The 23757-nt window shown below is 62.8% G+C and carries 18 protein-coding genes; 4 read left to right on the top strand and 14 right to left on the bottom strand.

All coding sequences use genetic code 11. The annotated features are described in order from the left end of the window. Positions 1–17: 17 nt before the first annotated feature. Together HWX53_RS21675 and HWX53_RS21680 are read right to left on the bottom strand one after the other, a co-directional pair. The gene (locus HWX53_RS21675) at positions 18–1100 is read right to left on the bottom strand and encodes a glycosyltransferase (RefSeq protein WP_175944719.1); all 1083 of its coding nucleotides are present in this window, start codon (positions 1098–1100) and stop codon (positions 18–20) included. 1 nt (position 1101) lies between these two features. Beyond that, positions 1102–2349 carry an oligosaccharide flippase family protein gene (locus HWX53_RS21680; RefSeq protein ID WP_175944720.1) on the bottom strand — a complete coding sequence of 416 codons (1248 nt, stop codon included), beginning with the start codon at positions 2347–2349 and terminating at the stop codon, positions 1102–1104. A 370-nt stretch (positions 2350–2719) separates the two neighbouring features. On the opposite strand from HWX53_RS21680, the gene HWX53_RS21685 reads away from it, so the two are divergent. Beyond that, positions 2720–3901: a glycosyltransferase gene (locus HWX53_RS21685; protein WP_175944721.1), complete on the top strand. Its 1182-nt coding sequence runs from the start codon at positions 2720–2722 to the stop codon at positions 3899–3901. Between the two features lie 55 nt (positions 3902–3956). Here HWX53_RS21685 and HWX53_RS21690 read toward each other — a convergent pair whose 3' ends face one another. Then, positions 3957–5111 (bottom strand): acyltransferase, encoded by a 1155-nt coding sequence (locus tag HWX53_RS21690; RefSeq protein ID WP_175944722.1) that lies wholly within the window; start codon positions 5109–5111, stop codon positions 3957–3959. A 513-nt stretch (positions 5112–5624) separates the two neighbouring features. On the opposite strand from HWX53_RS21690, the gene HWX53_RS21695 reads away from it, so the two are divergent. Both HWX53_RS21695 and HWX53_RS21700 read left to right on the top strand, forming a co-directional pair. Next, a complete protein-coding gene (locus HWX53_RS21695; protein ID WP_175944723.1) occupies positions 5625–7103 on the top strand; it encodes a hypothetical protein in 1479 nt (492 codons plus the stop codon). Positions 7104–7159: 56 nt separating this feature from the next. Continuing rightward, positions 7160–8368: a glycosyltransferase gene (locus tag HWX53_RS21700; RefSeq protein ID WP_175944724.1), complete on the top strand. Its 1209-nt coding sequence runs from the start codon at positions 7160–7162 to the stop codon at positions 8366–8368. Here HWX53_RS21700 and HWX53_RS21705 read toward each other — a convergent pair. The 3 genes from HWX53_RS21705 to HWX53_RS21715 all read right to left on the bottom strand — a co-directional run bounded on the left by HWX53_RS21705 (position 8362) and on the right by HWX53_RS21715 (position 11381). Beyond that, a complete protein-coding gene (locus tag HWX53_RS21705; protein WP_175944725.1) occupies positions 8362–8811 on the bottom strand; it encodes a hypothetical protein in 450 nt (149 codons plus the stop codon). The genes HWX53_RS21700 and HWX53_RS21705 overlap by 7 nt on opposite strands. A gap of 114 nt (positions 8812–8925) precedes the next feature. After that, complete coding sequence (locus HWX53_RS21710; protein ID WP_175944726.1) at positions 8926–10647, bottom strand: GMC family oxidoreductase; 1722 nt, start codon at positions 10645–10647, stop codon at positions 8926–8928. 101 nt (positions 10648–10748) lie between these two features. After that, positions 10749–11381 carry a DapH/DapD/GlmU-related protein gene (locus HWX53_RS21715; RefSeq protein WP_175944727.1) on the bottom strand — a complete coding sequence of 211 codons (633 nt, stop codon included), beginning with the start codon at positions 11379–11381 and terminating at the stop codon, positions 10749–10751. A 327-nt stretch (positions 11382–11708) separates the two neighbouring features. On the opposite strand from HWX53_RS21715, the gene HWX53_RS21720 reads away from it, so the two are divergent. Further along, positions 11709–12179: a hypothetical protein gene (locus HWX53_RS21720; RefSeq protein WP_175944728.1), complete on the top strand. Its 471-nt coding sequence runs from the start codon at positions 11709–11711 to the stop codon at positions 12177–12179. Between the two features lie 59 nt (positions 12180–12238). Here HWX53_RS21720 and HWX53_RS21725 read toward each other — a convergent pair whose 3' ends face one another. The 8 genes from HWX53_RS21725 to HWX53_RS21760 all read right to left on the bottom strand — a co-directional run bounded on the left by HWX53_RS21725 (position 12239) and on the right by HWX53_RS21760 (position 23586). Next, entirely contained in the window at positions 12239–13555 is a 1317-nt protein-coding gene (locus HWX53_RS21725; protein ID WP_175944729.1) for a glycosyltransferase WbuB, read from the bottom strand. Between the two features lie 171 nt (positions 13556–13726). Continuing rightward, on the bottom strand, positions 13727–14866 hold the full coding sequence (locus HWX53_RS21730) for a glycosyltransferase family 4 protein (protein ID WP_175944730.1): 1140 nt from the start codon (positions 14864–14866) through the stop codon (positions 13727–13729). A gap of 32 nt (positions 14867–14898) precedes the next feature. Further along, on the bottom strand, positions 14899–15855 hold the full coding sequence (locus HWX53_RS21735; RefSeq protein WP_175944731.1) for a GDP-L-fucose synthase: 957 nt from the start codon (positions 15853–15855) through the stop codon (positions 14899–14901). A 3-nt stretch (positions 15856–15858) separates the two neighbouring features. Continuing rightward, positions 15859–16977 carry a GDP-mannose 4,6-dehydratase gene (gene gmd, locus HWX53_RS21740; RefSeq protein WP_175944732.1) on the bottom strand — a complete coding sequence of 373 codons (1119 nt, stop codon included), beginning with the start codon at positions 16975–16977 and terminating at the stop codon, positions 15859–15861. Between the two features lie 77 nt (positions 16978–17054). Beyond that, positions 17055–19283, bottom strand: coding sequence for a polysaccharide biosynthesis tyrosine autokinase (locus HWX53_RS21745; RefSeq protein WP_175944733.1), 2229 nt, complete (start codon positions 19281–19283; stop codon positions 17055–17057). Positions 19284–19385: 102 nt separating this feature from the next. Then, entirely contained in the window at positions 19386–20540 is a 1155-nt protein-coding gene (locus HWX53_RS21750) for a polysaccharide biosynthesis/export family protein (protein ID WP_175945277.1), read from the bottom strand. Between the two features lie 50 nt (positions 20541–20590). Beyond that, a complete protein-coding gene (locus tag HWX53_RS21755; RefSeq protein WP_175944735.1) occupies positions 20591–21970 on the bottom strand; it encodes an undecaprenyl-phosphate glucose phosphotransferase in 1380 nt (459 codons plus the stop codon). A 119-nt stretch (positions 21971–22089) separates the two neighbouring features. Beyond that, the gene (locus tag HWX53_RS21760) at positions 22090–23586 is read right to left on the bottom strand and encodes a mannose-1-phosphate guanylyltransferase/mannose-6-phosphate isomerase (protein WP_175945279.1); all 1497 of its coding nucleotides are present in this window, start codon (positions 23584–23586) and stop codon (positions 22090–22092) included. Positions 23587–23757 lie beyond the last annotated feature (171 nt).

The following is a 23757-nucleotide window of genomic DNA, read 5'->3' on the forward strand; positions in this document are numbered from 1 at the left end:
GCGTAGAACTTGCCGCTTCAGGCCGTCGCAGGACGCGGCATGCGTTGCGTCACGTCTCGCGCGACGGCGAGATAACGCGCGGCCGTATCCGCAAGCGTCAGGCCGTTGAGCGGCCGGTGCGCGCGTGGCTGGCCGAGCGCGACGACGAGCGCATCCGCATAGGCTTTCGTATCGTCGGGATCGCACAGGCGCACGCTCGGAAAGTCCGCCGCGAAACTGAACGGACGAATCGTGCTCGCGACTACAGGCACGCCGGACGCGAGTGCTTCGAGGAACGCGATGCTGTGTCCTTCCGACCGAGAAGGCATGGCAAACACATTCGACGAGAACAGCAGTTCCGCCACGTCGGAACGCGGACCTTGCAGACTCACGTTCTTCGAAAGCCCGAGCTTCTCGATCAGATCGCCCACGGCCGCGTGATACGCCGGATCTTCGATCACGCCGCACAACAGCAGCCGCGCATCCGGCACGCGCTGAACGACTTGCTCGAACGCGTGCACGGTCGAAAGCTGATTCTTCACCGACGTATAGCGCCCGATCTGCACGATTTGCTGCGATGCGTGACCCGTCGTGCTCGCCGAACGCATCGAGAAGCGGGACATGTCGACGCCGTTCGGAATGAGCGTCATTGAAGGATGACGCCCGACCGCGCCGACGTAATCGTCGATATTCGCGGGCGACACCGCGATGACCGCGCGCGCCCGCCGCGAGAGCATGCGCTCGACGCGCCGGAACATGCGGCTCTCGAAGTCGTTGGTCGCCGAGTGCATCACATAGACGACCGGCACCGCGAGCGGCAACATGCGCGCATAGAACGCGGGAATGGTCGCGTGCGCGAAGAGCACGTCCGCCTGATAGGCGCGGATCGTCCGATGCAATTCCAACAGCTTGCCGAAGCGTCCATGCATGCGGTCCGGAAAAAGACACTGCACGCCGTTCGCGACGAGTTCCGCCTGCAGCGCGGTGAAGTCGTCATGCGGCGGCATGAGCGACGCAATGGCCACCGTCTCGCCGCTTCTTTGCTGATGAATCGCCAGGTCTTTCGCCAATACCTCGGCGCCGGAAAGTCGCGGCGCCAGGACGAGATGTACGATGCGCATTTCAAGCCTCTCTGACAATGCGATAAAGCATCCACGCCGTTGCCGATGCAAGTCCCGCGGTCATGGACCACGCGATGCCCGTCACGCCCCACAGATGCGTGGCGATGGGCACCGTCACGCACAGCACGACTGCCTGCACGATGGACGCATGCGTGGCCACCTTCGGCATGCCGCTCGCGCGCAGCCACGACACGAGCACCGCGATCACCGCGCCGATCGCCATGTTGATGACGAAGATGCGAAAGAGCGGCACCGCCGACAGCCACGCCGGCCCGAGCACGAGATTGAAGAGCGGCTCGGCCGCGACGCGCAGTGCAACGACGAGCACGGTGAGCCCCACCGCCGCGAGCAGCAGATAGCGGCGAAAGAGCTTGCGCGCCCCCGCGACATCGCGCCGATGATGCTCCGAGAAAGTCGGAAACAGATACTGCGACATCGCGATGGCGGCATCGGCAAGGAGCATTTGCGCGAGCTTCGACGACATCTGATAGGCGCCCAATTGCAGCGGCCCGAGCAGCTTCGCGACGACGACCTTGTCGAACTGGTTCAGCAGAAGATTGACGACGCTGCCCGCCCAGATCCAGCGGCTGAAGTTCACGTAATGCGAAATGCCCGCGAACGAGAAGCGGATAGGCGGACGCGGCGACATGGCGGTCCATGTCAGCGTCGTCTTCAATAGCTCGCCTGCAACGAGTCCGATCAGCACCGAGTACGCGCCCGCGCCCGACAACGCGCATGCGAGGCCGACAGCGCAGTCGGTGAACGCCGCCGACGTCTCCACGCCCGCGAGCTTCTGAAAGCCGCGTTGCCGCGTCACCGTGAAGTACGCAGGCGATGCGACGCCCCGCACCATCGGCAATACGGCGGCAAGCAGAATCAGCCCGATGGAGCCGCCCAAGTGGAACTGGCTCGTCATGAACGGCGCAAGCGCGGCGATCAAGAGACCGATCACTATGCCGCGCATCGCGAGCGTGGCCCATACCGCGCCGAGCTCGCTTTGCGAGGGCGCATCGCGTCCCTGCACGACGGCTTGTGCAAGCCCAGTATCGGACAACGCTTCCGCGATCGCGACCGCGAGCAGCGCGATGCTGACCGCGCCGATCGCTTCAGGCCCGAGAATGCGGCCGATGGCGAGAAACTTGAGCGCGACGAAGCCGCGCACGACCACTTGTTGAAGGAGCACCCAGAAGGCCGCATCGTGCTCGAACCGCGCGCGTGCTGGCAAGAAGGATAGCCGGACAGATCTCACTCACATTCCCCGTACTGCTGCATTTCGATTCGTGGCGCCGCGATATGTCGGTATCGCGTGCGGTCCACCTTGCGCGTCGCGCGCGCGTCCTGTCCGAATGACAGGTACGCGCGAGGCCCGCGCTTCTTTTCAGGCGACTGTGGGAAAAATAGCGTGGCCGTCGGGGTTGCGGACGCCAACGCGTAGCACTATTCGGCAAGGGTGCGCGTTATCGCGGGTTGACGGTTGGCGTTTGGTGTTCTTCACCACATCGCGCGACGCGGATAAGCGCTGAAATATGGCCATTCAATGCGCGGGCGCGGTGTTACGTTCGATCTCCGACGACACACCATGTCTGATTAGAAAACACCATGACGGATGCCACTTCACGATGAACGATACCGTTCTCATCATCGAGCCTGATTTCAGCGGTCACCGCTGGCGTTACGCGCAATGGGCCGCGAATGCTTATATGGAAGCGGGCTTGCGCTGCCTGATCGTCACCGAGCCGCGCAATGCCGGCCATGCGCTCGTGAAGCAGATCCAGGAGCAAGGCAGCGATGCGCTCGGCATCACGTTCGTTGCGCCGCCGGAGCACGGCACGCGCAAGGGGCTCGGGTCCATCAGCTATATGCGCGCGCATGCGAACTTCAAACACGCCTATGCGGTAGCGAGCCGCGAACGCAAGGTGGCGCTCGTCGTCGTGCCGTATGTCGACTACTTTCTGCTCGCGTTGCCGTTTCTGCGCTCGCCGTTCGGCAATACGCCGTGGGTCGGCGTCACCATGCGCTCGAACTTCCATCATCATCTCGTCGGCGTGCGCGCGCCGCGCCGGCCTCTTATCAATGCGGTGAAGTCGCGGCTATTTGCGCGTGCCATTCGCGTGGGCGGCATGAAGACGCTCTTGACTATCGACCCGACGCTGCCCGACTGGTGGAAGCGCAACGGCGGCCATGCGCACGGAACGAGCATCGACTATCTCGCCGATCCGTTTCCTGACGCGCATGCTGCGGAGCCATCGGCGGCGAGGCGCAGGCTCGGCCTGTCGAAAGGCATGCACGTGCTCGTCTATGGCGCGATCAACGACCGCAAGGGCATCTTCGAGTTGATCGAAGCATTGGCGCAGCGTAAGGACGGCGTGCACACGCCGAAGCTGGTGATCGCGGGTGCTCAGGACAAGGACGTACGCGCGCTGTTGAGCGAAGCCGCAGGCAAGCTCTTGCCCGCGCCGATGGTGCTGGACCGCTTCATTTCGAGCGAGACGGAGCTCGACCTCTTCTCCGCCTGCGATGTCGTCTGGCTCGGTTATAAAGGCCACTACGGCATGAGCGGCGTGCTCGTGCAGGCATTCCGCTTCGGCAAGCCGGTCATTGCAACGGCCGATGGTCTGATCGGTTGGTTCTGTCGCACGGGCGAGCTAGGACCGGTGATCGACGATCTCACGCCGGGCTCGATCAATCGCGCGCTCGACGATGTTCTCGCGCGCCGCAAGCGGCCCGTCGTCGCCGGACATCTGCTGGAGCGCAATACGCTCGGACAATTCAAAGAAACACTGCGCCAGGCGATCGCCTGACGCAGTCAGCATGACGCCGGTTCTTGCGATCATCGCAGGAACCGGCTGATTCGCATCAAGCCTGCTTTCCGACCACTTCCACCGCGTCCACCACCTTCTGCGTTTGCGCTTTCCGCTTCGCGGGGAAGAGCGCATCGCGCATGCGCAGGAACGGGAACTCCACCGCACGCGTCGTCACATACCCGACCACGATCGCAATGGCGAACTGAGCCGCCATGATGACGCCCCACGCGGGTATCGCCGGAAGATGCAGCGCGGCCGCCTTGCGGATGAGGATATCGCCCGGTGCGAGCGCCAGCGAATGCCACAGGTAGATGCCATAGGAATACACGCCGATCCACCCGATCAGCCGATAAAGCCGCGACTCGCGAATGCGCCCCGAGTACTCGACCGTCAGCACGATGAGCGCGCAGAACCCGATGGCCTGCACGGTATAACCAATGCTTTGGTCCAGCTCCACGTTGCGCGTGCCGAACACGAGCCACAGCACGAGCCCCGCGACGGCGGCCAACAACAGGCCCTTTCTCTCTGCGATACCGCGATACACCGCAGGCTTCAGCCAATAGAGCGCGGCGAGCATGACCCCGAACAACAGGCTGTCGATGCGGTATTGCGTATAGAAGAACGTGCCTTCCAGATCGCCGTGATAGACCGCGATGGTCCGCGCAATCAGCACCGCGACGCAGATCGACGCAAGCACGCTGAGAATCGTGTTGATGCGCGTCTGCCACCGCGCGAACACGATGAGCAGCAGCGGCAGGAACAGATAGAAGTGCTCTTCGACCGCGAGGCTCCACGTCTGCGCAATCGACGAACCAAAATAGTTCTGCATGTGCGTGAGGTTCTGCACGAGGAACGTATTCGTCGGATGGCGTCCCACCAGCACGTGAAAGAGAATCAGCGCGTAATACGCGGGCCAGATCTTGAAGAGGCGTCGCACAATGAAGCGCGTCGCGTCGATGCGTCCTTCCTGCGCATACTGCTTGAGCAGCAGGCCGCCGACAAGAAAGCCGCTCAAAGTGAAGAACAGATTCACGCCTTCGTGCCCGAAGCTCTTGAGCGGATACTCGATGGCGGCAATGAACGCGCTGCCGGTCGGGTATGAGTGAAAGTGATACCCCATGACTGCGATGATGGCGAGTCCCCGGATGAAATCGAGCTCGATCGATCGATTGGGTCCTGGCATGCGTGTGGCGCCGAAAAGGCTCATGGCCTTCCCCCCCTTCTGCGATGGTCTTATGTTGCTTATGTTGTATTGGATGCCTCGCCGCCGGGAGTCCTCATATCGGCGCACGCACGCGCATCGCGGATGTCATTTGGTCAATGCCGCCACTGACCCGTGAGGGCCAATTGGCGGCATGACCATAATCGTTCCGGAATAGCGGCGTGATCCGCCAGAATCGCATCGTTGCCGGACAGCGCCGCGCGCGCTATGCGGCATCGACAACATAGCCGTTGGCGCTCTACAAAGGGCGCTTGAGCGAGCGTGGCGCGGCGCACATGGGCGACCGTCGTTTCTCGCCGAACGCTAGTCGCAAAACGCCGCCGCGACGGCGTGCGCTTTTGGCCGCTGATATATTCGACCCACAAATACGGGGTACCCGGGGACCGTCGCTCAAGCTGATTCAAACACACAACACGCGACACCAGGCTTCCAGGGCACGAAGCGGATCCAACCGCGAGAAGTAAAGCTCGACGAGCTTTGCCATCTAAAGAGAACGCCATGCGCAACAAGTTCGCCGTCGTCTGGATCTGGCTATTTCTGCTTCCGCTCGCATTCGACTTCAAGGGCGCGGAAACGGCCAGCAAAGCCATCCAGATTCTCCTCACCGTTCCCGCGATATTCGCAGGCGGCGCGCTTTTGCTGATCGCGCCACGCTTCGCGCAACGCTCGCGGCTGCGCACATGGGTCACGTCGCTGTTCATGCTGACCATCGTCGGCAGTATCGCGACGCAACTGATCCAGGGCAATGATTCGGGCAACTACATGCGCGTGATCCTGCCCTTCGCGCTCATGCTGCTCGGCTATCTCGTCGCGTGCCGTCCGTGGGATTCGCAACGCCTCGAGCAGTTCGAACGCGCGATGTACTGGTCGATGATCGCCTCGCTGATCTTCAGCTTCGTCTATGGCATGGCCACGGGCGGCGGGCTGGAGAACGTGCGTTTTCGCATCGTGTCGGTCACGTTCCTTTGTTTGCAGGGGCTTCTGCTGCATGAGTTCGTCATCGCCAAGCGCATGACCAAGTTCACGGTGCTGCTCTTTCTTGCGACCGTCGTAATCGAGCTGTTGAGCGTGACGCGCAGTCTGCTCGTCGGCACCGTGCTCCTCTTCGCTTATGCGACGTGGCTTGCCGCGCCGTCGGTCAAACATCTCTTCACGGCGGCGCTGCGCGCAATCATGATCGCCTCGCTGCTCGGCGCAATGGTCGCCGCGTCCGCCGCGTTCTTTCCCGGCGTGGCCGAGCACTGGTCGCAGCGCCTGAACTTCGCGAAAGCCACCGAATCGGGCCGCGATCCGACGACCATCACGCGTCTCGCCGAAATGAAGGACCAGTACGATCAGACGACGTCCGACACGCTCGCGGTCCTCGTCGGCAAGGGCTACGGTCACGATTATCGCTATTCGCCGACGTACTTGCCGGACCTCGCGGGCCAGTTCACGAAGAAGGACTTTTACGCGATCAAGGAATGGGCGGCGGGCCATAACTTCTGGGTCTATCAGTTGTTCGCCGGCGGCATTCTCTTCGGCATCGCATTGCCTGCCGCCGTGCTGTGGGCGCTCTACCGCGGGTCGATGGCGTACCGCTCATGGCGCAATCGCGCGCCCGACGCGATGTATCTGCCGGTGCTTGGCCGCGCGTTGCTGGTCGTGGCCGCGCTGCCCGCCACCTCCGTCGGCGGTAATCCGCTCGGCAACCGCTTCTCGGGCATCGTATTCGGCGTGGCGCTCGGGCTGCTCGTCGCGGCGTTTGCGCGGATCGCTCATGCCATGCGCACGCAGTCGGTGAATCGACGTTCGTTCAGGACGCCTTACGGAAGCGCGAACGACGATGTTCACGCCGACTGGCGCCCCGAATGGCGTCCGTACGGCCCGCAGCCGGAACTGAAACCCGCGCAAGCACCGGGACTCGCACATGAGCATCACGGCGAAAACCGTCACGACGCGCCGCCCGGAGCGAGCAGCTTCGCACCGTCCGCATAAAAGGCTTCGAAAAGCCAGCGGGCCTAATACGCTAACGAATCGGGGATCGTTTCGCCATGAAGATTTTGCATCTGCTTTCCACTGTCGATCCGCGTGCGGGCGGCCCAACCGAAGGCGTGCTGCAAAGCGGCCTCAGCATGCGGGCGATGGGGCATGAAATCGAAGTTGTCTCGCTTGATGCACCGGATGCGCCGTATCTCGGCGCCTTTCCGCTGCGTCTGCATGCACTCGGCCCGTCGCGCGGCTTCTATGGGTTCTGCCCGCGGCTCGTGCCGTGGCTGAAGGAGCATGCAGCACGTTTCGATGCGGTGATCGTCAACGGTCTCTGGCAGTACCACAGCTTCGGCGCGTGGAAGGCATTGCGCGACAGCGACGTGCCCTACTACGTGTTTCCACACGGCATGCTCGATCCGTGGTTCAAGCGCACGTATCCGCTCAAGCATCTGAAGAAGTGCCTGTATTGGCCGTGGGCAGAGTATCGGGTATTGCGCGATGCGCGGCGCGTGCTCTTCACGACGCAGGAAGAACGCTTGCTCGCGCGCGAATCGTTCAGGATGTATCGCGCGAAGGAAGAAGTCGTGGCGTTCGGCACGCGTCAACCGCCCGCCGATTCGACCGCATTGCGTCAGGCGTTTCTGTCGAAGTTCCCGCAGCTCGCCGGCAAGCGTTCCATTCTGTTTCTCGGCCGCATCCATGAAAAGAAGGGCTGCGATCTGCTGTTGAAGGCTTTCGCAGCCGTACGCGATATCGACGCCCGCGCGCATCTCGTCATGGCCGGCCCCGACGATAGCGAATGGGCCGCGCAATTGCGCACGCTATCGAAGGAACTGCGCATCGAGGACCGCGTGACGTGGACGGGCATGTTGAGCGGCGATCTCAAGTGGGGCGCGTTCCGCACGAGCGATGCCTTCGCGCTGCCTTCGCATCAGGAGAACTTCGGCATCGCGGTGGCCGAAGCGCTCGGCTCCAAGCTGCCGGTGCTGATCTCGGACAAGGTCAACATCTGGCGCGAAGTGCAGGAGGATGGCGCGGGCATCGTCGCGAGCGATACGGTCGAGGGCACCATCGACGCATTGTCGACATGGTTGCGCATGGACCCACAGGCCGCAGCCGCGATGCGCGAACAGGCGCTCGCCACCTTCATGCAACGCTTTCACGTGGAAGCCATGTCGAAGGACCTCGCGCGCGTGCTGCGGGAAACGGCCAACAAGCGCGACGGCGGTCTCACGCGAGGCATGCTGTCCGCTTCCTTCGAACGTTATTGAGCCGAGCGTAAGTATGCGGCGAAGCGGTTTTGCGCCGCGATGATCTTGCTCGCGCAGTCGTCGTAATCCGAACCCCGCGCCCGTTCCGGGCCATACATGCCGCGACATTGCGCATAGAGCGCAATCGTCGCGCCATTGCCATTCGCCACGCGCGTCGCCGAATAAACGGGCTTGCCCGAACGCGAAGGCACATCCGTCTCGATGGCCACCGCATCCGCGCGAATCACCGGCTGATTCGAATTCTCTTCGATATAACGCTTCGTCAGCGTCCACATCGCATCGCATTGCGCGGCGTCGCGGCACGCGACGGTCGCATTGCGCTGCGCCACATCGAGCGAGCGCTCGGAGTACGAGAACCCTTCGGCACGCTGCGCCTCCTTTTCGGCGGACGAGCATGCAGCGAGCAACAACGAAGCAAGCGCGAGAACGGTGAGCTTTTTCACGGCGAATGAGCGATGAGCGAAGACGGAATGCGATTATAGCGACGACCGTTTCGCCAAAAGAAAACGCCGCCGGTCGGTCGACCGGCGGCGTCCCCTTTCCCCAAACGCCGGCTTTTAAGCCAGGTCTCCCCGCATATGCATTGCCGAAGCCGCCATCGGAAGGTCGGCTGGTGTCTCGTTACGAAGCGGCGTGCCCGACGACGTGACGAGCGTGCCGATCGTGTCGTCGCCCTTGATGACGCGCCCCAGATGCGCCGCAAGCCTCAACGTCAACGCGGCGATCGTGATGGTCGGGAAGTTCGCGCCGACCGTCGGGAACACGGAGCTGCCCGCCACATACAGATTGCTCATGCCGTGGATCTTGAGGTTGCGATCCACGACGCCCTGCTTCGGCGAATCGTGCATGCGCGTCGTGCCCATGTGATGCCACGTGCCTTCGAGTTGCGCGGGCCACGGCTTGCCTTCGAGCGGCTCGTCGAGCGTCACGTCGGCCACGCCGCCGCGTTGCAGTTCCGCCGCGATATGCGCGACGGTACGGTCGAACGTGCGCTTCACCAGTTCCGTCACCTGCCAGTTCACCTTCACGCGATTCATGCCGAGCGAGTCTTTCTGCGCGGACAGCGTCACGCGGCTGTCGCGGTTCGGCTCCGCCTCGACGATCGTCTGAATCTTCACTTCGGTGATGAGCGGACGCGGCTGCAACAAGCGCGCGAGGCCGAAGCACGCGGTATCGACCGGATGCGCGAGCATGGTCATGACATCGCCGGTCATGCTGTAGCCGGGCTGGTCTTTCTTCAAGAGCGCCTGTTTCGCGCGAATCAGGGCTTCGGAGCCCTTCGTGTTCTCGCCACGGAACACCGAATAGAACCATGCGCGTGCGTTGAGCAGCTTCTCGCGTTCGAGCACTTGCTGCGTGAGCGCGAACTGAGACGAGATGAACGTGCCGTGCGCGGACACCGCCTTGTTCTGATAGTGATACTTGATGTCGTAGAGCTTGTTGCGCGCCCATTCCTTCTTGAAGCGCACGTTCGCCGACATGATCCGCGGATGGTCCATGAAATAGCGGCCGACGAGATCATTGCCATTGCCGACGCCCGCTGCCTGCACCTTGTTCGACGACAGCAGAAGGCGCGCATTCTCGATGCCGCCCGTCGCGAGCACGAACACCTTGGCGCGGATCCCGAAGCGGCGACCAGACAGCGTGCCGACATCGATCTTCGTGACCGAACGCGCATCGCCATCGGTATCGATGTTCAACGCGTTCGCGAAGAGGAACACGCGCACGTTCTTCGCGGCCAGCAGATGCTTGCGATACACCTTGCCGAAGCGCACGGGCGGGCTGAACTGCGAGATCGTGTCGCGCACGTTGCCGCTCGGGAACGGATGGCGCCGCACGTCCGGGCGATGGATCGCCGCTTCCCAGTACGCAGGGTCGAAGTTGTTCTCGCCGAGCTGCAACAACGCATGCGTGCGCGCGTAGTAAGGACGCAGCTCGTCGAGCCCGAACGGCCAGCCGCTGTCGGCCACCCAGTCGCGCTTTTCGAAGTCCCACGGGTCGAGCGGCCGGCACCATCCGCCCCAGCAATTGCTGCTGCCGCCGAGAAAACGGCTGCGGCAGCCATCGGCGAATTCGTAAGGAACCCCAACGTTTTCGCCGCGATACAGGTCGCGCGTTTCGTCGTCGGCGCGGTATCCGCCGCTTTCGAGCAGAACCGCGTCGATGCCTTGCTTTTCCAGTTCCAGTGCAAGCGTGATCCCCGCCACGCCCGCGCCGACGATACAAACCGTGGTCTCTATGACTGCGCCCTGGTCAAGGCTGCGGCTGTCAATGAACATTCCCCGTGCTCCTTCTTGTTTTATGCTTAAGCGGTGTCGCAGGATCGCATCCGGTGTGTGGTCCCGACAAGATCACTGCACTCTCGACTGCCAATATCCATTCACGCCGGGAAGCGTTTCCTGATGAAGCGCACCGGGTTACCGCCGTACACGCCTTCCGCTTCCAGCGAGCGATGCACCACCGACTGCGGCGTAACGAGCGCCGAGCGGCCAATGGTGACGCCCATCTGCACGACGCACCTGGATGTGATCCAGACGCCGTCTTCGATCACGATCGGTGCGACCTGCAAGTCCATGTTGCCGGCGGCATCGTGCGATCCCGTCGTGAGAAACGTCCCCTGCGAAATGCAGACATTCGAGCCGATGCGAATATCGGTCTGGTTATAGATCCATGCATCGACGCCGAACCAGCAGTCGTCGCCGACGCTCAAATTCCACGGTGCTTTTACCCGGATGGGATGCGGCATCCGACAGTTCCTGCCAATGCGCGCGCCGAACGCACGCAGCAATGCGACCCGCACGAACGAAACCGGTATGAGCTTGTTATTGATGAAGCATGCTTCGACGAAGAACCATACGAGCTCGATCACGAAGCTACGCTTCGCCACGAAGTTGCCCGGGCCCGCGCGCGACAGGTCGATCACCTTGCCGCGTCTCGCGGATGCCTCGCGCACGCCGTCGAAGCCGTCACTGCCGGCCGCGCCGATGCCTCGCTCGTCGATCGCTCTGTCCATGATTCCCCGCCCGTTTCGCTGTCCGCCTGCTGCGCCTCGCGCGCAAGCGACTTTTTATTGGCCTCGTATGACGGCGCGCCTTGCACGCGCGCATCCGTGTCGTCTCGCTTCTTCGTTCAAGACTGCATACGGTGAACGGATTATCAGTGAACGTTAAAAAGCGCCATGTGCGGTGCGGCACGGTTGGCCGTAACGGCAAGACTTTTGGCGCTGGCGGCTGATGCATCGCTCTATGCTGCATTCGAACGTATGAGCCGCGTGACGTAGCGTACCGATAAGCCGATGCGCGCTCTGTATAACGCTTAACGTAATCAGCCAGGAGAGACCATGAAACACGAGCTACGCGCGGCGCTCATGCCGCTTCTCATCGCTGCATTGGGGCCCTGCGCGCTCGCTGCATCGTCTGTCGCGCATGCGGGCAACTTCGCCGATGCCGCCATCAGCAAGCAGCAGGCGGGCGGCGGCGTGCCGTCGGAAATGGATTTGCTTGGGAGTCCGGATATCTATGCCGATCCATACGGCGCGCCGACCAACGGGCGGGGCGGCCAGCGTGGGCCGATCACCAATGCGCAAACAGCGCAGGGCATCTCGCCGACGGATAAGCTGCTCGCGCAACAGAACGGATACGTGGGCAATCCGGGCGCCGGCGCGCAGCTGCGGCGCGTGGGACGCCAGGGCGACGCCAAAGCGATGCTGATGCCGCAAGGCGCGGCCGCCACGCTCTATCCGACGGCCAATGGCCTGAAGGCGCCGGCCAAAGCTGCGCGGGCGCGGGACATCTATAAGTCGCCTTATTGATGAAACGACGCGGTGATACGGCGCGTCGTGAATAACGCGTCGTATCACCGGCAAGACTGCTACTCGATCTTCTCGACCTGCGGCAGAATGGGTGCCCGCTCCGCAATGCGCGCGATGGACATGTCGACGGCATCGCTCAAGCGGGTGTCGGCCGTATCGCCGATCAGCGACTTCAAACGTTCTTCGAGCCGCGCGAACACCGACTGCGGCGACAAGCGTTCCTGCGCGAACAGGCGCCCTTCTTCGCCGTAGCGCGCACGCAGCGCCGGATTCCGAACGAGCATGGTGATGGCGTCCGTCAATGCCTCGACGTTCTCCGGCGGGATCACCACGCCGCGTCCGGCTACCGCCTCATACAGCTCGGTGCCCGGCTGCGCCATCGCAACCACCGCGCGCGCGCTCGCGAACATGCCCGTGAGTTTCGAAGGCATCACCAGATCGGCCACGTCGCCGCGTTGCGGCAACACGTGAATGTCCGCAAGGTTCAGCAATTCGTTGAGACGCTCGATAGGCTGCAACGAAAGGAAGCGCGTGTTCGGCAGATCGGCGCAACGTTCCTGCAGCTTCTTCTTGGTCGCGCCGTTGCCGCAGAACACGAACACGATATCGTCGCGTGCGGCGAGCGCAGCGGCGGCCTCGGCCAGCACTTCCAAACCCTGCTTGGCGCCCATGTTGCCCGAATAGAGCACCACCTTCGTGTGCTCGCCGATGCCGAGTTCCTTGCGGAAACTGCTCGGACCGTCGATCGGGTAGATCGCGGTCGTATCGACCCAGTTCGGGAAGTGGAAGGCGTCGGCAGGCGCGACGCCTTTCTTCACCGCGCGCTCGACCATCTTGTCCGAGATGGACGAAACCACGTCGAAGCGTTTCATCAGCCAGCGTTCGAATGCGAGCGCGCTCTTCGCCGCGCGTGCGTTCTTCAAGAGGCCGAGATCGAACGCGGCGTCTACTTCGAAGTCCTGAATATGCAGCCATGACCGCGCGCCGGTCAGACGAGCGAGCGCGAGCGCGCCCGGCGCGTTCATCAGACTCGGCGCAATCGTCATCACGACATGCGGACGCCACAGCGCATGCGCGATGAGCGCAGGCAGCGACGCCAGCGCGAACGAGCCGAGATGCAGCATGCGCTTCGCGCCGCTCGGCTTTTTCGGCACCCACAACGGCGCGCGCCACAGACGCACACCCTTGCGCGTTTCGAAGCGATGCCGCCAGCTTGCATAGCCATCGCCGATCTTCCATTCCGGATAGTACGGCGGCGCACAAACGACGCGCACGTCGTGCCCGTTCTGGGCCAACGCTTCCGCCATTTCCGCCGTGTATTTGCCGGTTCCCGTCAACTCGGGCGCATAGTTCAGCCCGTAGATCAGTATTCTCATGTGGTCCCTCGCCCGACAATCGCGCCCTGAGCCCCGAACGTGCCCTTTCGCCCGCAAAGCGCCAGCCATCGGGACGCGAAGACCGCGGCCCGACGGCGTTTCACCCTTCCCCTTTCCGTTCGTCCTCCTTGACGTCTTCCCCGTTGGCAATTTCCACCGACTACCGAACCGTCAATTCGTCAGCAACAGCGCGCAACCCCGCGCGATGTTCGCCGCAGCCGAAGGCGGATCGAAACGCTGAATCACATCGGTACAACGCTTTGCGACGCCTGCCGTATCTGCGAACGCTTCGAGCGACTTGAGCATCGTCCGATGCAGGCTCGCGACATCGCCTGCGGGGAACGAATAGCCCGACACGCCCTCGACCACCAGCTCCGGCACGCAGCCGCAACTCTCGCTCACGACCACCGGGCAACCGTGACTCAACGCTTCATTGGTCACGAGACCCCACGGTTCGCGCTTGCTCGGCAGCACCATGCAGGTGGCGCCGAAATATTCGCGCGAGAGCGGCTCGTCCTGAAGGCTGCCCAGGAAATGCACGGCGTCTTGCAGACCGGCTTCGGCCACCTGCTTCTTCAGATCATCCCCGAGAGGACCGGTGCCGACTATGCGCAATTCCGCATTCGGCACGTTCTTTCTCAACTGCTTGAACGCTTCGACGAGCGTATCGATACCTTTTTCCGCCGACAAGCGCCCAACGAACAGAAACACCGGCTTATTGCCCTGCCGATGCGCCAGGCGATCGTCCACCACCGTTTCCGGCGAGAACGAGCGCGGCAGCGCGGCGGCCTGGCACGGAATGAAGATCTTCTCCTGCTTCGCGCCGAGCGACATCAGATACTCGCGGCTGCGCGTGCCGAATGCGAAGTAGCCGTCGCACAACGCAAAGAACACGCGCTTCGGAATGGACGTCAACATGCGGCGCGGATTGTCGCGTCCGGTTGAATCGCAGAACACGGCGCGACGCTTTCCGGTCACGATGCACGCTGCCATCATCGCCCAGTATTCGGGGCGGTGATAACCGGGAAGAACCACGAGATCCGACTTCGCCTTCAGCACTTCCCACACGAGACGCACGGTCATGCGCCACGTCGGCACGTCCTCGTAGCAGCCGCTGTAAAGCTTGGTCATCGGATAGCGGTGATACGAGTAATCGACATCGGAGAAGCCGATGCGATCATGCTCCGTATCGGCGATCTGCACCATCGAATAGCGGATGGAACCGGACCCCGCGATGTTGTGCAGCGCCGACAGCACCGCCCCCTTATGCCGCGACCAGACGACGTTATGAAAGATGGTCACTGAAGCCATTTTTGTTCTCCCTTGACTGGATGCGACGCGTTTCAGGCAGCGACGGGCGCCGGCTGCATGGATGCGTAGCGATCGAGGAAGTCGCGATAGGTCGCGCGAATGCCGTCTTCGAGGCCGGTCGACGCCTTCCAGCCCATGCCTTCGAGCTTCGAGACATCAAGCAGCTTGCGCGGCGTGCCGTCCGGCTTGCTCGCATCGAACACGAGCTCGCCTTCGAAGCCGACCACGCGGCAAACCGTGTGCGCCAGTTCGCTGATGGTCAGGTCATGGCCGACGCCGACGTTGAACACGCCTTCGTTGACGTCGCTTTCCATCAGGAAGGTCGCTGCATCGGCGAGGTCGTCGACATGCAGGAACTCGCGACGCGGCGAGCCCGTGCCCCACACGGGCAGCGTCGCGTCGCCGCGCAGCTTCGCTTCGTGTGCCTTGCGGATGAGCGCGGGCAGCACGTGGCTGCTCTTCAGGTCGTAGTTATCGTTCGGGCCGTACAGGTTCGTCGGCATGAGCGAGACGAAGTGCGTGCCGTATTGACGGTTGTACGCCTCGCACATCTTGAGACCCGCGATCTTCGCGATGGCATACGCTTCGTTGGTCGGCTCGAGCTCGGATTGCAGGAGATACTCTTCCTTGATCGGCTGCGGGCACGCCTTCGGATAGATGCACGAAGACCCGAAGAACACGAGCTTCGAAACGTTCCAGCGGCAAGCCGCGTGGATCACGTTCGTTTCGATGGCGAGGTTCTCGTAGATGAACGAGGCGGGCATCGTCGAATTGGCGAGAATGCCGCCGACGCGCGCCGCCGCTAGGAACACGACGTCGATCTGCTCTTCTTCGAAGAAGAGGTTCACGCCGCCCTGATCCGTCAGATCGAGATGCGCCTTGGTGCGCGTCACGATGTTGTCGTAGCCGGCTGCGCTCAGACGGCGCACGAGCGCCGAGCCGACCATGCCGCGGTGTCCCGCGACGAAGATACGTGCGTGCTTGTTCATGGCTTACTCGTGATGTTCGAGAGCCTTGAAACCGGCGAGCGTCACGAGCGCGTCGCGACGGGCGATCTGATAGTCCGCGCGGACCATCTCCTTCACGAGGGACTCGAAGGAAGTCGACGGCTTCCAGCCGAGCTTGTCGTGCGCCTTCGTGGGGTCGCCCAGCAGCGTTTCGACTTCGGTCGGACGGAAGTAGCGCGGATCGACCTTGACGATCACCTGGCCCGGCTTGAACTTGGTGTCGCGGTTATCGATACGATCGACGATACCCACTTCGTTCACGCCCTCGCCTTCGAAGCGAACGTGCACGCCCAGTTCGGCGGCCGCGTGCTGCACGAATTCGCGCACGCTGTACTGCACGCCCGTGGCGATCACGAAGTCTTCGGCCTGTTCCTGTTGCAGCATCATCCACTGCATTTCGACGTAGTCGCGCGCATGGCCCCAGTCGCGCATGGCGGACAGATTGCCGAGGTACAGATCTTCTTGAAGGCCCACGGCCATGCGTGCAATGGCGCGCGTGATCTTGCGCGTCACGAACGTCTCGCCGCGCACCGGCGATTCGTGGTTGAACAGAATGCCGTTGCATGCGTACATGCCATACGCTTCGCGGTAGTTCACCGTGATCCAGTAAGCGTAGAGCTTCGCCACGGCATACGGGCTGCGCGGATAGAACGGCGTGGTTTCGCGCTGGGGGATTTCCTGCACGAGACCATACAGCTCGGACGTCGAGGCCTGATAGAAGCGCGTCTTCTTTTCGAGGCCGAGAATGCGGATTGCTTCGAGGATGCGCAGTGCGCCCAGACCGTCGGCATTGGCGGTGTATTCCGGCTCTTCGAACGACACGCCCACGTGCGACTGCGCTGCCAGGTTGTAGATTTCGTCGGGCATCACGCGCTGGATGATGCGCACGAGGCTCGTCGAATCGGTCAGGTCGCCGTGATGCAGGAACAAACGCTGGTCCGGATCGTGCGGATCGCGATACAGATGATCGATGCGGTCCGTGTTGAAGAGCGAGCTACGGCGCTTGATGCCGTGAACTTCGTAACCCTTCTCGAGAAGCAGTTCAGCAAGATACGACCCGTCTTGCCCCGTAATACCCGTGATCAAAGCAACTTTGCGGTCCATGTTTAACCTCTTATTCTGCGGTCTGAAGTTGGCGCGCGGCGACGCGCCATCATTGTTATTTCTGTTTTCTGCTCGCCTTATTCGGCGATGCTCTCGTAGCCGTAGTAGCCGGCGTAGGTGCTGCCCATCAAAATCTTCGATTGCGGAACGTCGGTGAGCAACACGCCCTTCATGCTCACGCCCCCGTGATGCAGGCGCTTCATCGTCTCGCCGATTTCCTGCACCTGATTCTTGCCGTGGCGCACGACGAGAAGGCTCGTGCCCGCGTGCTTGCCGATGACCGTCGCGTCAGTGACAGCCAGCACAGGCGGCGTATCGACGACGACGAGGTCATACATCTGCTTCAGTTGCTCCAGCACTTCGCCGAGGCGATCGCTGGCGAGCAGTTCCGACGGATGCGACGGCAGCGAGCCCTTGGTGATGAGGTCCACGCCCGGCAGCACATCGTGCAGGATCGCGCTCGACACGTCTGCGCCCATCAGCACATCCGAGAGACCCGGCGAATGACGCACGCCGAAGTGCGAGTGGATGTCGCCGCGACGCATGTCGCCATCGATCAACAGCACGCGCTTTCTCGTGGATGCAACGAGCGTCGCGAGATTCACCGACAGGAACGACTTGCCCGCTTCCGGACGCGACCCCGTGAGCATCACCACGTTGTTGCGCGCATCGGCCATTTGCAGTTGCAGCGACGTACGCAGGCCGCGAATGCCTTCCACCGCTGCGTCTTCCGGCGCCTGAGCGGCCAGAACGTGCAGACCTTCGCGACGCATGCCGACCTTGCGTTGCAGGCGCAGTTGCTGCGTGCTGCGCGGCACGATGGCGAACACACGCACGCCCAGTTGCTTTTCGATCTCTTCCGGACGCTCCACGCCGCCATACAGCGACTTGCGGATGAACGCGACGATCACGCCGAGCACGAGGCCCACGCCAGCCGAGATCAGGATCACGAGCAGGCGCTTCGGGCGGACGGGATCGTCGGCGGCCTGCGCGTAGTCCACCACGCGCACGTTGCCGATCTGCCCTGCCTTTGCGATGCGAAGCTGTTGCGCGCTGTTGAGCAGGTTCGTGTACAGCTCGGTGTTCACGCGGACATCGCGCAGATAACGCAGTGCCGTTTGCTCGGTATCGGGCAGCGTCGACACGCTCTTGCCAAGACGCGTCTGCGCGCCGGACAACGAAGCGATCTGCGCATCCAGAGCCTGCACCGACGGATGGTTCGGCGTGAAGCGTTGCGACAGTTCAGCGCGTTGCTGTTGCAGGTCCGTGAGCTTGGTCTTGTTATCGACGATCTGTTGCAGCAACAGACGGCTTTCCTCGCTCAGGTCCACCGTGCCCTGGTGATTGCGGAACGTGTTGTAGCGCTGTTCGGCATCGTCGAGCTGCTTCTTCAGGACAGGCAGTTGCTGATCGAGAAACGCGAGCGTGTGTTCCGCTTCGGCCGAACGCTTGTCGGCATCCTGCTGCACGTAGCGGTTCGCGATGTTGTTGACGATCTGCGCCGCTTCCTTCGGATTGCGCCCTTCGAGGCTCACGCTGATGATGCCCGATTGCAGCGCCGTTTCAGCCACGGTCAGACGCTGCTGGAGGTTGTCGATGGTCGTGAGCGTGGAGAAGCGTTCCAGGTCGAAGTGCACGCCAGGCGCGCCCACCAGCTTGTCCACCTTCAGCTTCACCGGGCCGTGCGCGGTCATGCCGGTGGCTTCCTCGCCGACCTTGCCCGTAAGCACCACGACGCCTTCCGGATCGTTCAGCGCATACGTGCCGTCTTCGCCTGCGACCAGCGTGAACTTCTGCTCGTAGAGTTCCTTCGGCGTGTCGAAGAGCGGCACGCTGATCTGTTCGTTGCCCCATGCGAAGCGCGACAGATAGCCCGCGGGCGGCGTCACGTTCAGCATCGAGAACACGCTGCCGATCGCGCCGCCGATCATCGGAATGGAATGCGGCGCGGCGCTGATGTCGAGGTGCAGGCGGCGCACCGTGTCGTCGACGACGAGGCGCGAGCGCAGCAGTTCGATCTGCGCGGCGGTGGTGGACTTCGCATCGAACATCTGCGACACGGCTTGCACCGCGTTGACGTTCGCGTTGGCGTTGTTGTTCGCGTTGGTCTCTTCGACCTGAATGAGGGCGTCCGCTTTGTAGGTCGGCGGCGCGATGAATGCGTAGGCCGTCCCCAGCGCGACCACCGCGAGCATGACGACCGTCACGAGTTTCCAGTTGCCGAATACGGCAGCCAGATAGTCGGATAATCGCAACTCGTCGCCGGTCGAGACGTCCGAGTAGCGTGCATCAAAGTTCATGGCCATGGTCTCGCTCGCTTATTTCTTTGAATGTCGCACAAGGTCTCCGGCGCGCCCCTGCGCGCCGGTCATACTGCAAGAATCGAAGACTTGCTATTGCTATTGCTTTTACTTGGTGATGACGGCTGCCGTCAGACCGGCGTTGATCGCCGGCAACAGCAGGTTCAGGACACGGCTGAAGCGGACGAGCCCGTTGTTGTCCACATAGACCACGTCCTTCGGCTGCAGCTCGAAGCTGTTCGCGAGCAGCATGGACACCGGGGAACGCGCATCGAGCTTGTACACCTCGGGGTTGTCCGTCTGGCCATTGCGAATCACGTACAGCTCCTTCGGATCCGACGTCTCGGCGTTGAAGCTGCCGGCCTGCGAGATCGCATCCGAGAGCGTCAGCTTGCCGTTGCGCATCGGGATCACCGTTGCCGGCTTCGTCACTTCGCCCATCACGTACACGCCGTTGTCTTCTCGTGAGTCGATGCGCAGTGCATCGCCGCCCTTCAACAGGATGTCCGCCGGGTTGCGGCCCTTCGCGGTCATCCCGGCGATGTTGATGTGATACGTCACACCATCACGGATAAGCGTGACACGACTTTGATCCGCCGTTGGTGCGAAACCGCCCGCACGGCCGATAGCTTCCGTCAGCGTCATCGGAATGTCGTTGATTTGCTGCGAGCCGGGCGTGCGCACTTCGCCGTCGATGTAGACCTGTTGCGCACGGAACGATGCGACGCGCACCGTCAACTGCGGCTTCACGAATACTTTGGACAACTCGTTATACAGCTCGCGTTGCACTTGCGATTCGGTCTTGCCCGCGACATGGATCGCGCGGTTGACGTACGGGAATTGCAGGTTGCCGTCGGCATCCACCACGAAGCCGGGCGCGGCATCGGCGGGACGCGTCTGCTGCGGCGGCTGGCCGACTGCGGCCACGAGTTCCGGGTGGTCCCACACGGTGATCTGCAGCACGTCACCCGGCCCGAGCGTGTATGCACGCGCCTTGCCGTAGAGGCTCGCGTTCGGATCGACCGAGCTGGTCGGCTGCGCGGCCTTCAGCTTGCGCACGAGCGAAAGATCGATCGGCGTGATCGGGATGTTCACGGCCGAGGTCGTTTCGCCCTGGTCGTTGGACGTTTCGGCGAGCGCCGCCGGCTTGTCCATGTGCATGCCCGGCGCGAGCGCGCAGCCCGCGAAGATGACGCAGAGTGAAGCGGCCGCTGCCAGGCTCGAGAGCCGGAAGACGCCCGACACGTTCGTATTGGCGGCCATGGATGTGGTGCCCGGTTGTTGTTGGTTGTGCATGATGGTCGTCCCCTGCATCAATATGCGTTGGTGTGGCGTAGTCCCTTGAAGATCGTAGCGGCGATGATTCTCATATCGAGTCCGAACGACCAGTTACCGAGGTAGTACAAATCGTGAGCGACGCGTCCTTCCATTTTTTCAATCAGATCAGTTTCCCCGCGAAAGCCGTTGACCTGGGCCCAGCCGGTGATGCCCGGCTTGATCCGGTAACGATGGATATACCCCGACACGACCTTCTGATACAGGTCGTCATGTTCCAGTGCGTGCGGACGCGGACCCACGACCGACATGTCGCCGAGCAGAACGTTGAAGAACTGCGGCAGCTCGTCGAGGCTGGTACGGCGCAGAAATGCTCCCACACGGGTCACGCGCGGATCGTTGCGCGTGGCCTGGCGAAGCACGCCGGCCTGTTCCGTATGCACACGCATGGAACGGAACTTGTAGATCTTGAAGACGCGGCCATCCGCGCCCTTGCGACGTTGCGTGAAGAGCACCGGCCCGCGTGACGTGAGCTTGATCGCAATCGCGATGGCGATCAGCAACGGCGACACGGCGATGATCGCAAGGAGTGCGAACAGACGGTCGAAGATTTCCTTTTGCAACAGCGCGCTTTGCGACAGCGGCGAAGCCACGAGATTGATCGCCGTTTCGCCGAGCAGATCGGTCACGCCCGCTTCGAAGAGCGCCAGACTGCGCACGTCCGGAATGAAGCGCACGTTCACGAGGTCGTCGCGGAACTCGTTCACGAAGCGCAGGATGGTGCGCTCCTCCGACAGCGGCAACGCGAGCCAGACCTCATGCACGTTCTGCGTGCGCACGAAGTTCACGAACGCGTCGTGGTCTTCGTACACCGGAACGCGCGTGTTGAGGCGGCCCGCTTCCGGCGCCACGTTCAGCGCGGCGCTCGCGCGGAAACCGGAGTTCTTCGCGCGGTCCAGCTTCTTCACGATGGAGTTGCAATGCCTGCCGCAACCCACGATCGCCACCTGATGCAGGTTCATGCCCGCGTTGCGCATGCGCGCCAGCACGACGTGCATGGCGAGGCGCCCCGCGATCATGAGCCCGCCCGACACCGCCGTCCAGTACGCGAACCAGAGGCGCGACACGTAGTCGAGGCGATGCAGCGAGAACATGAGCGCGAGCGCGCAACCCTGCACGACCAGCCAGCCGAGCGACACCTGGCAGGCGAGCATCACCTTGCTGCGGCCGCGCCATGATTCATAGACGCCGAAGCCCGGAAACAGCGCAAGCGAAAACGCCGCCGCGAACGCGACGAACGCTGCCGAATACGCATGTGCTTCTATGTACTCGAACCTGATCTGCGACGCCACCGCCGCGCCGCCGACGATCATGGCGACGTCGAACAGGCGCGCGAGCAACCCTTGTAAATCGCGCATGTCTCTTCCCCGAACGATTCAACTAGCTAACGGACTACGTTTGTCTCCTCCTCGCATGCCGGTCTTGGTGTGCTGCCTGCCGTTGCAAGAAAGCTGTCTCACTGCCCCCGAAGCGCTACTCAGTTGCGGCCGTACTTGTCGTCGAAACGCACGATGTCGTCCTCGCCGAGATAGCTGCCCGACTGCACTTCGATGATTTCGAGCGGCACCTTGCCCGGGTTCTCCAGACGATGCCGCACGCCGAGCGGAATGAACGTGGATTCGTTCTCGCTCAGCAGGAACTCTTCTTCGCCGCGCGTGACGAGCGCCGTGCCGCACACGACGATCCAGTGCTCCGCGCGATGGTGATGCATCTGCAGCGACAGGCGCGCGCCCGGCGCCACGACGATGCGCTTCACCTGGAAGCGGTCGCCATGCTCGATGGAATCGTAGAAACCCCACGGGCGGCGCACCTTGCGATGCGTGTCCGCTTCGGGCGCATGCTGCTCGCGGATGCGGGCGACGAGGCCCTTGATGTCCTGCACGCGCGAACGGTCCGCGACGAGCACGGCGTCATCCGTTTCCACGACGATGATGTTGGTCGTGCCCACGCAAGCGACGAGACGTCCGCCTTCCGAGCGCGCATAACTGGAGGTCGCGCCTTCGAACACCACGCGGCCGCTCGCCACGTTGCCCGAATCGTCCTTGTCCATCGCGTCCCACACGGCGTCCCACGAGCCGAGGTCGGACCAGCCCGCGACGAGCGGCACGACCACGCCTTCGAACGGCGCGTTCGCGGTGCCGATGTGCTCCATCACTGCGTAGTCGATCGAATCGGACGGCGCGCGGCCGAACTCGCCCGCGTTCGGACGGAAGAACTTGCCGTCGGCCTTGCCTTCGCTCAGGGCCGCGCAGCAGGCCGCGTGCATGTCGGCGTTGAGCGCTTGCAGCGCCGCCAGCCACACGCTCGCGCGCACCACGAAAATGCCGCTGTTCCACCAGTACGTGCCCGCCGCGACGTATTGCGCGGCCACTTCGGCGGCCGGCTTCTCGACGAAACGCTGGATCTGATGCGCGCCGTCTTCGAGCGCATCGCCCAGACGGATATAGCCGAAGCCGGTATCGGGGCGCGTCGGCGGAATGCCGAGCGTCGCGATCATGCCGCGCTCTGCATACCCCGCCGCGATCTCGATCGCGCGATGCAGCGCGGGGATATCCGCGATGGAGTGATCGGCGGGCATGGCCACCATGATCGCGTCGCGGCCGTCCTTGCATGCGGCGAGCGCGGCCAGCGTGAGCGCGGGCGCCGTATCGCGGCGCGCGGGCTCGACGATGATCTGCGCCGTCACGCCGCTTTCGCGCGTCTGCTCTTCCGTCGTGAAGCGATGCTCTTCGCCGCATACGATGATCGGCTCGGCGCTGACATCGAAGCCGCCGTTGAAGCCTTTCATGCGCGAAACGGTCGCTTGCAGAAGCGAGTCGCGGCCGACAATGCCGATCAACTGCTTCGGAAACTGCTCACGGGACATCGGCCACAGGCGCGTGCCCGAGCCGCCGGCGAGAATGACCGGCACGATCCGGCGGCAAGGCTCGGCCGTCATGACCGAGCCTGCCTCCTCACCGCTCCTACCTACCATCACCTCACCTTCCGTGCGTGCCTCATTACTCATCGTAGGACTCCTGCCTGCATGTTCGTGTGCGCGGCGCTGTCTGCCACTGGCCGCCCGAGAATGATTGGCCCGCGGACCAAGATGGTCCGGCCAAATGTTCGACGCTTTGCGCCACCCCTGTCCGCTATCACACACAAG

Origin of the sequence: Caballeronia sp. BCC1704, from assembly GCF_902833455.1 — a bacterium.
Lineage (GTDB): Bacteria > Pseudomonadota > Gammaproteobacteria > Burkholderiales > Burkholderiaceae > Caballeronia.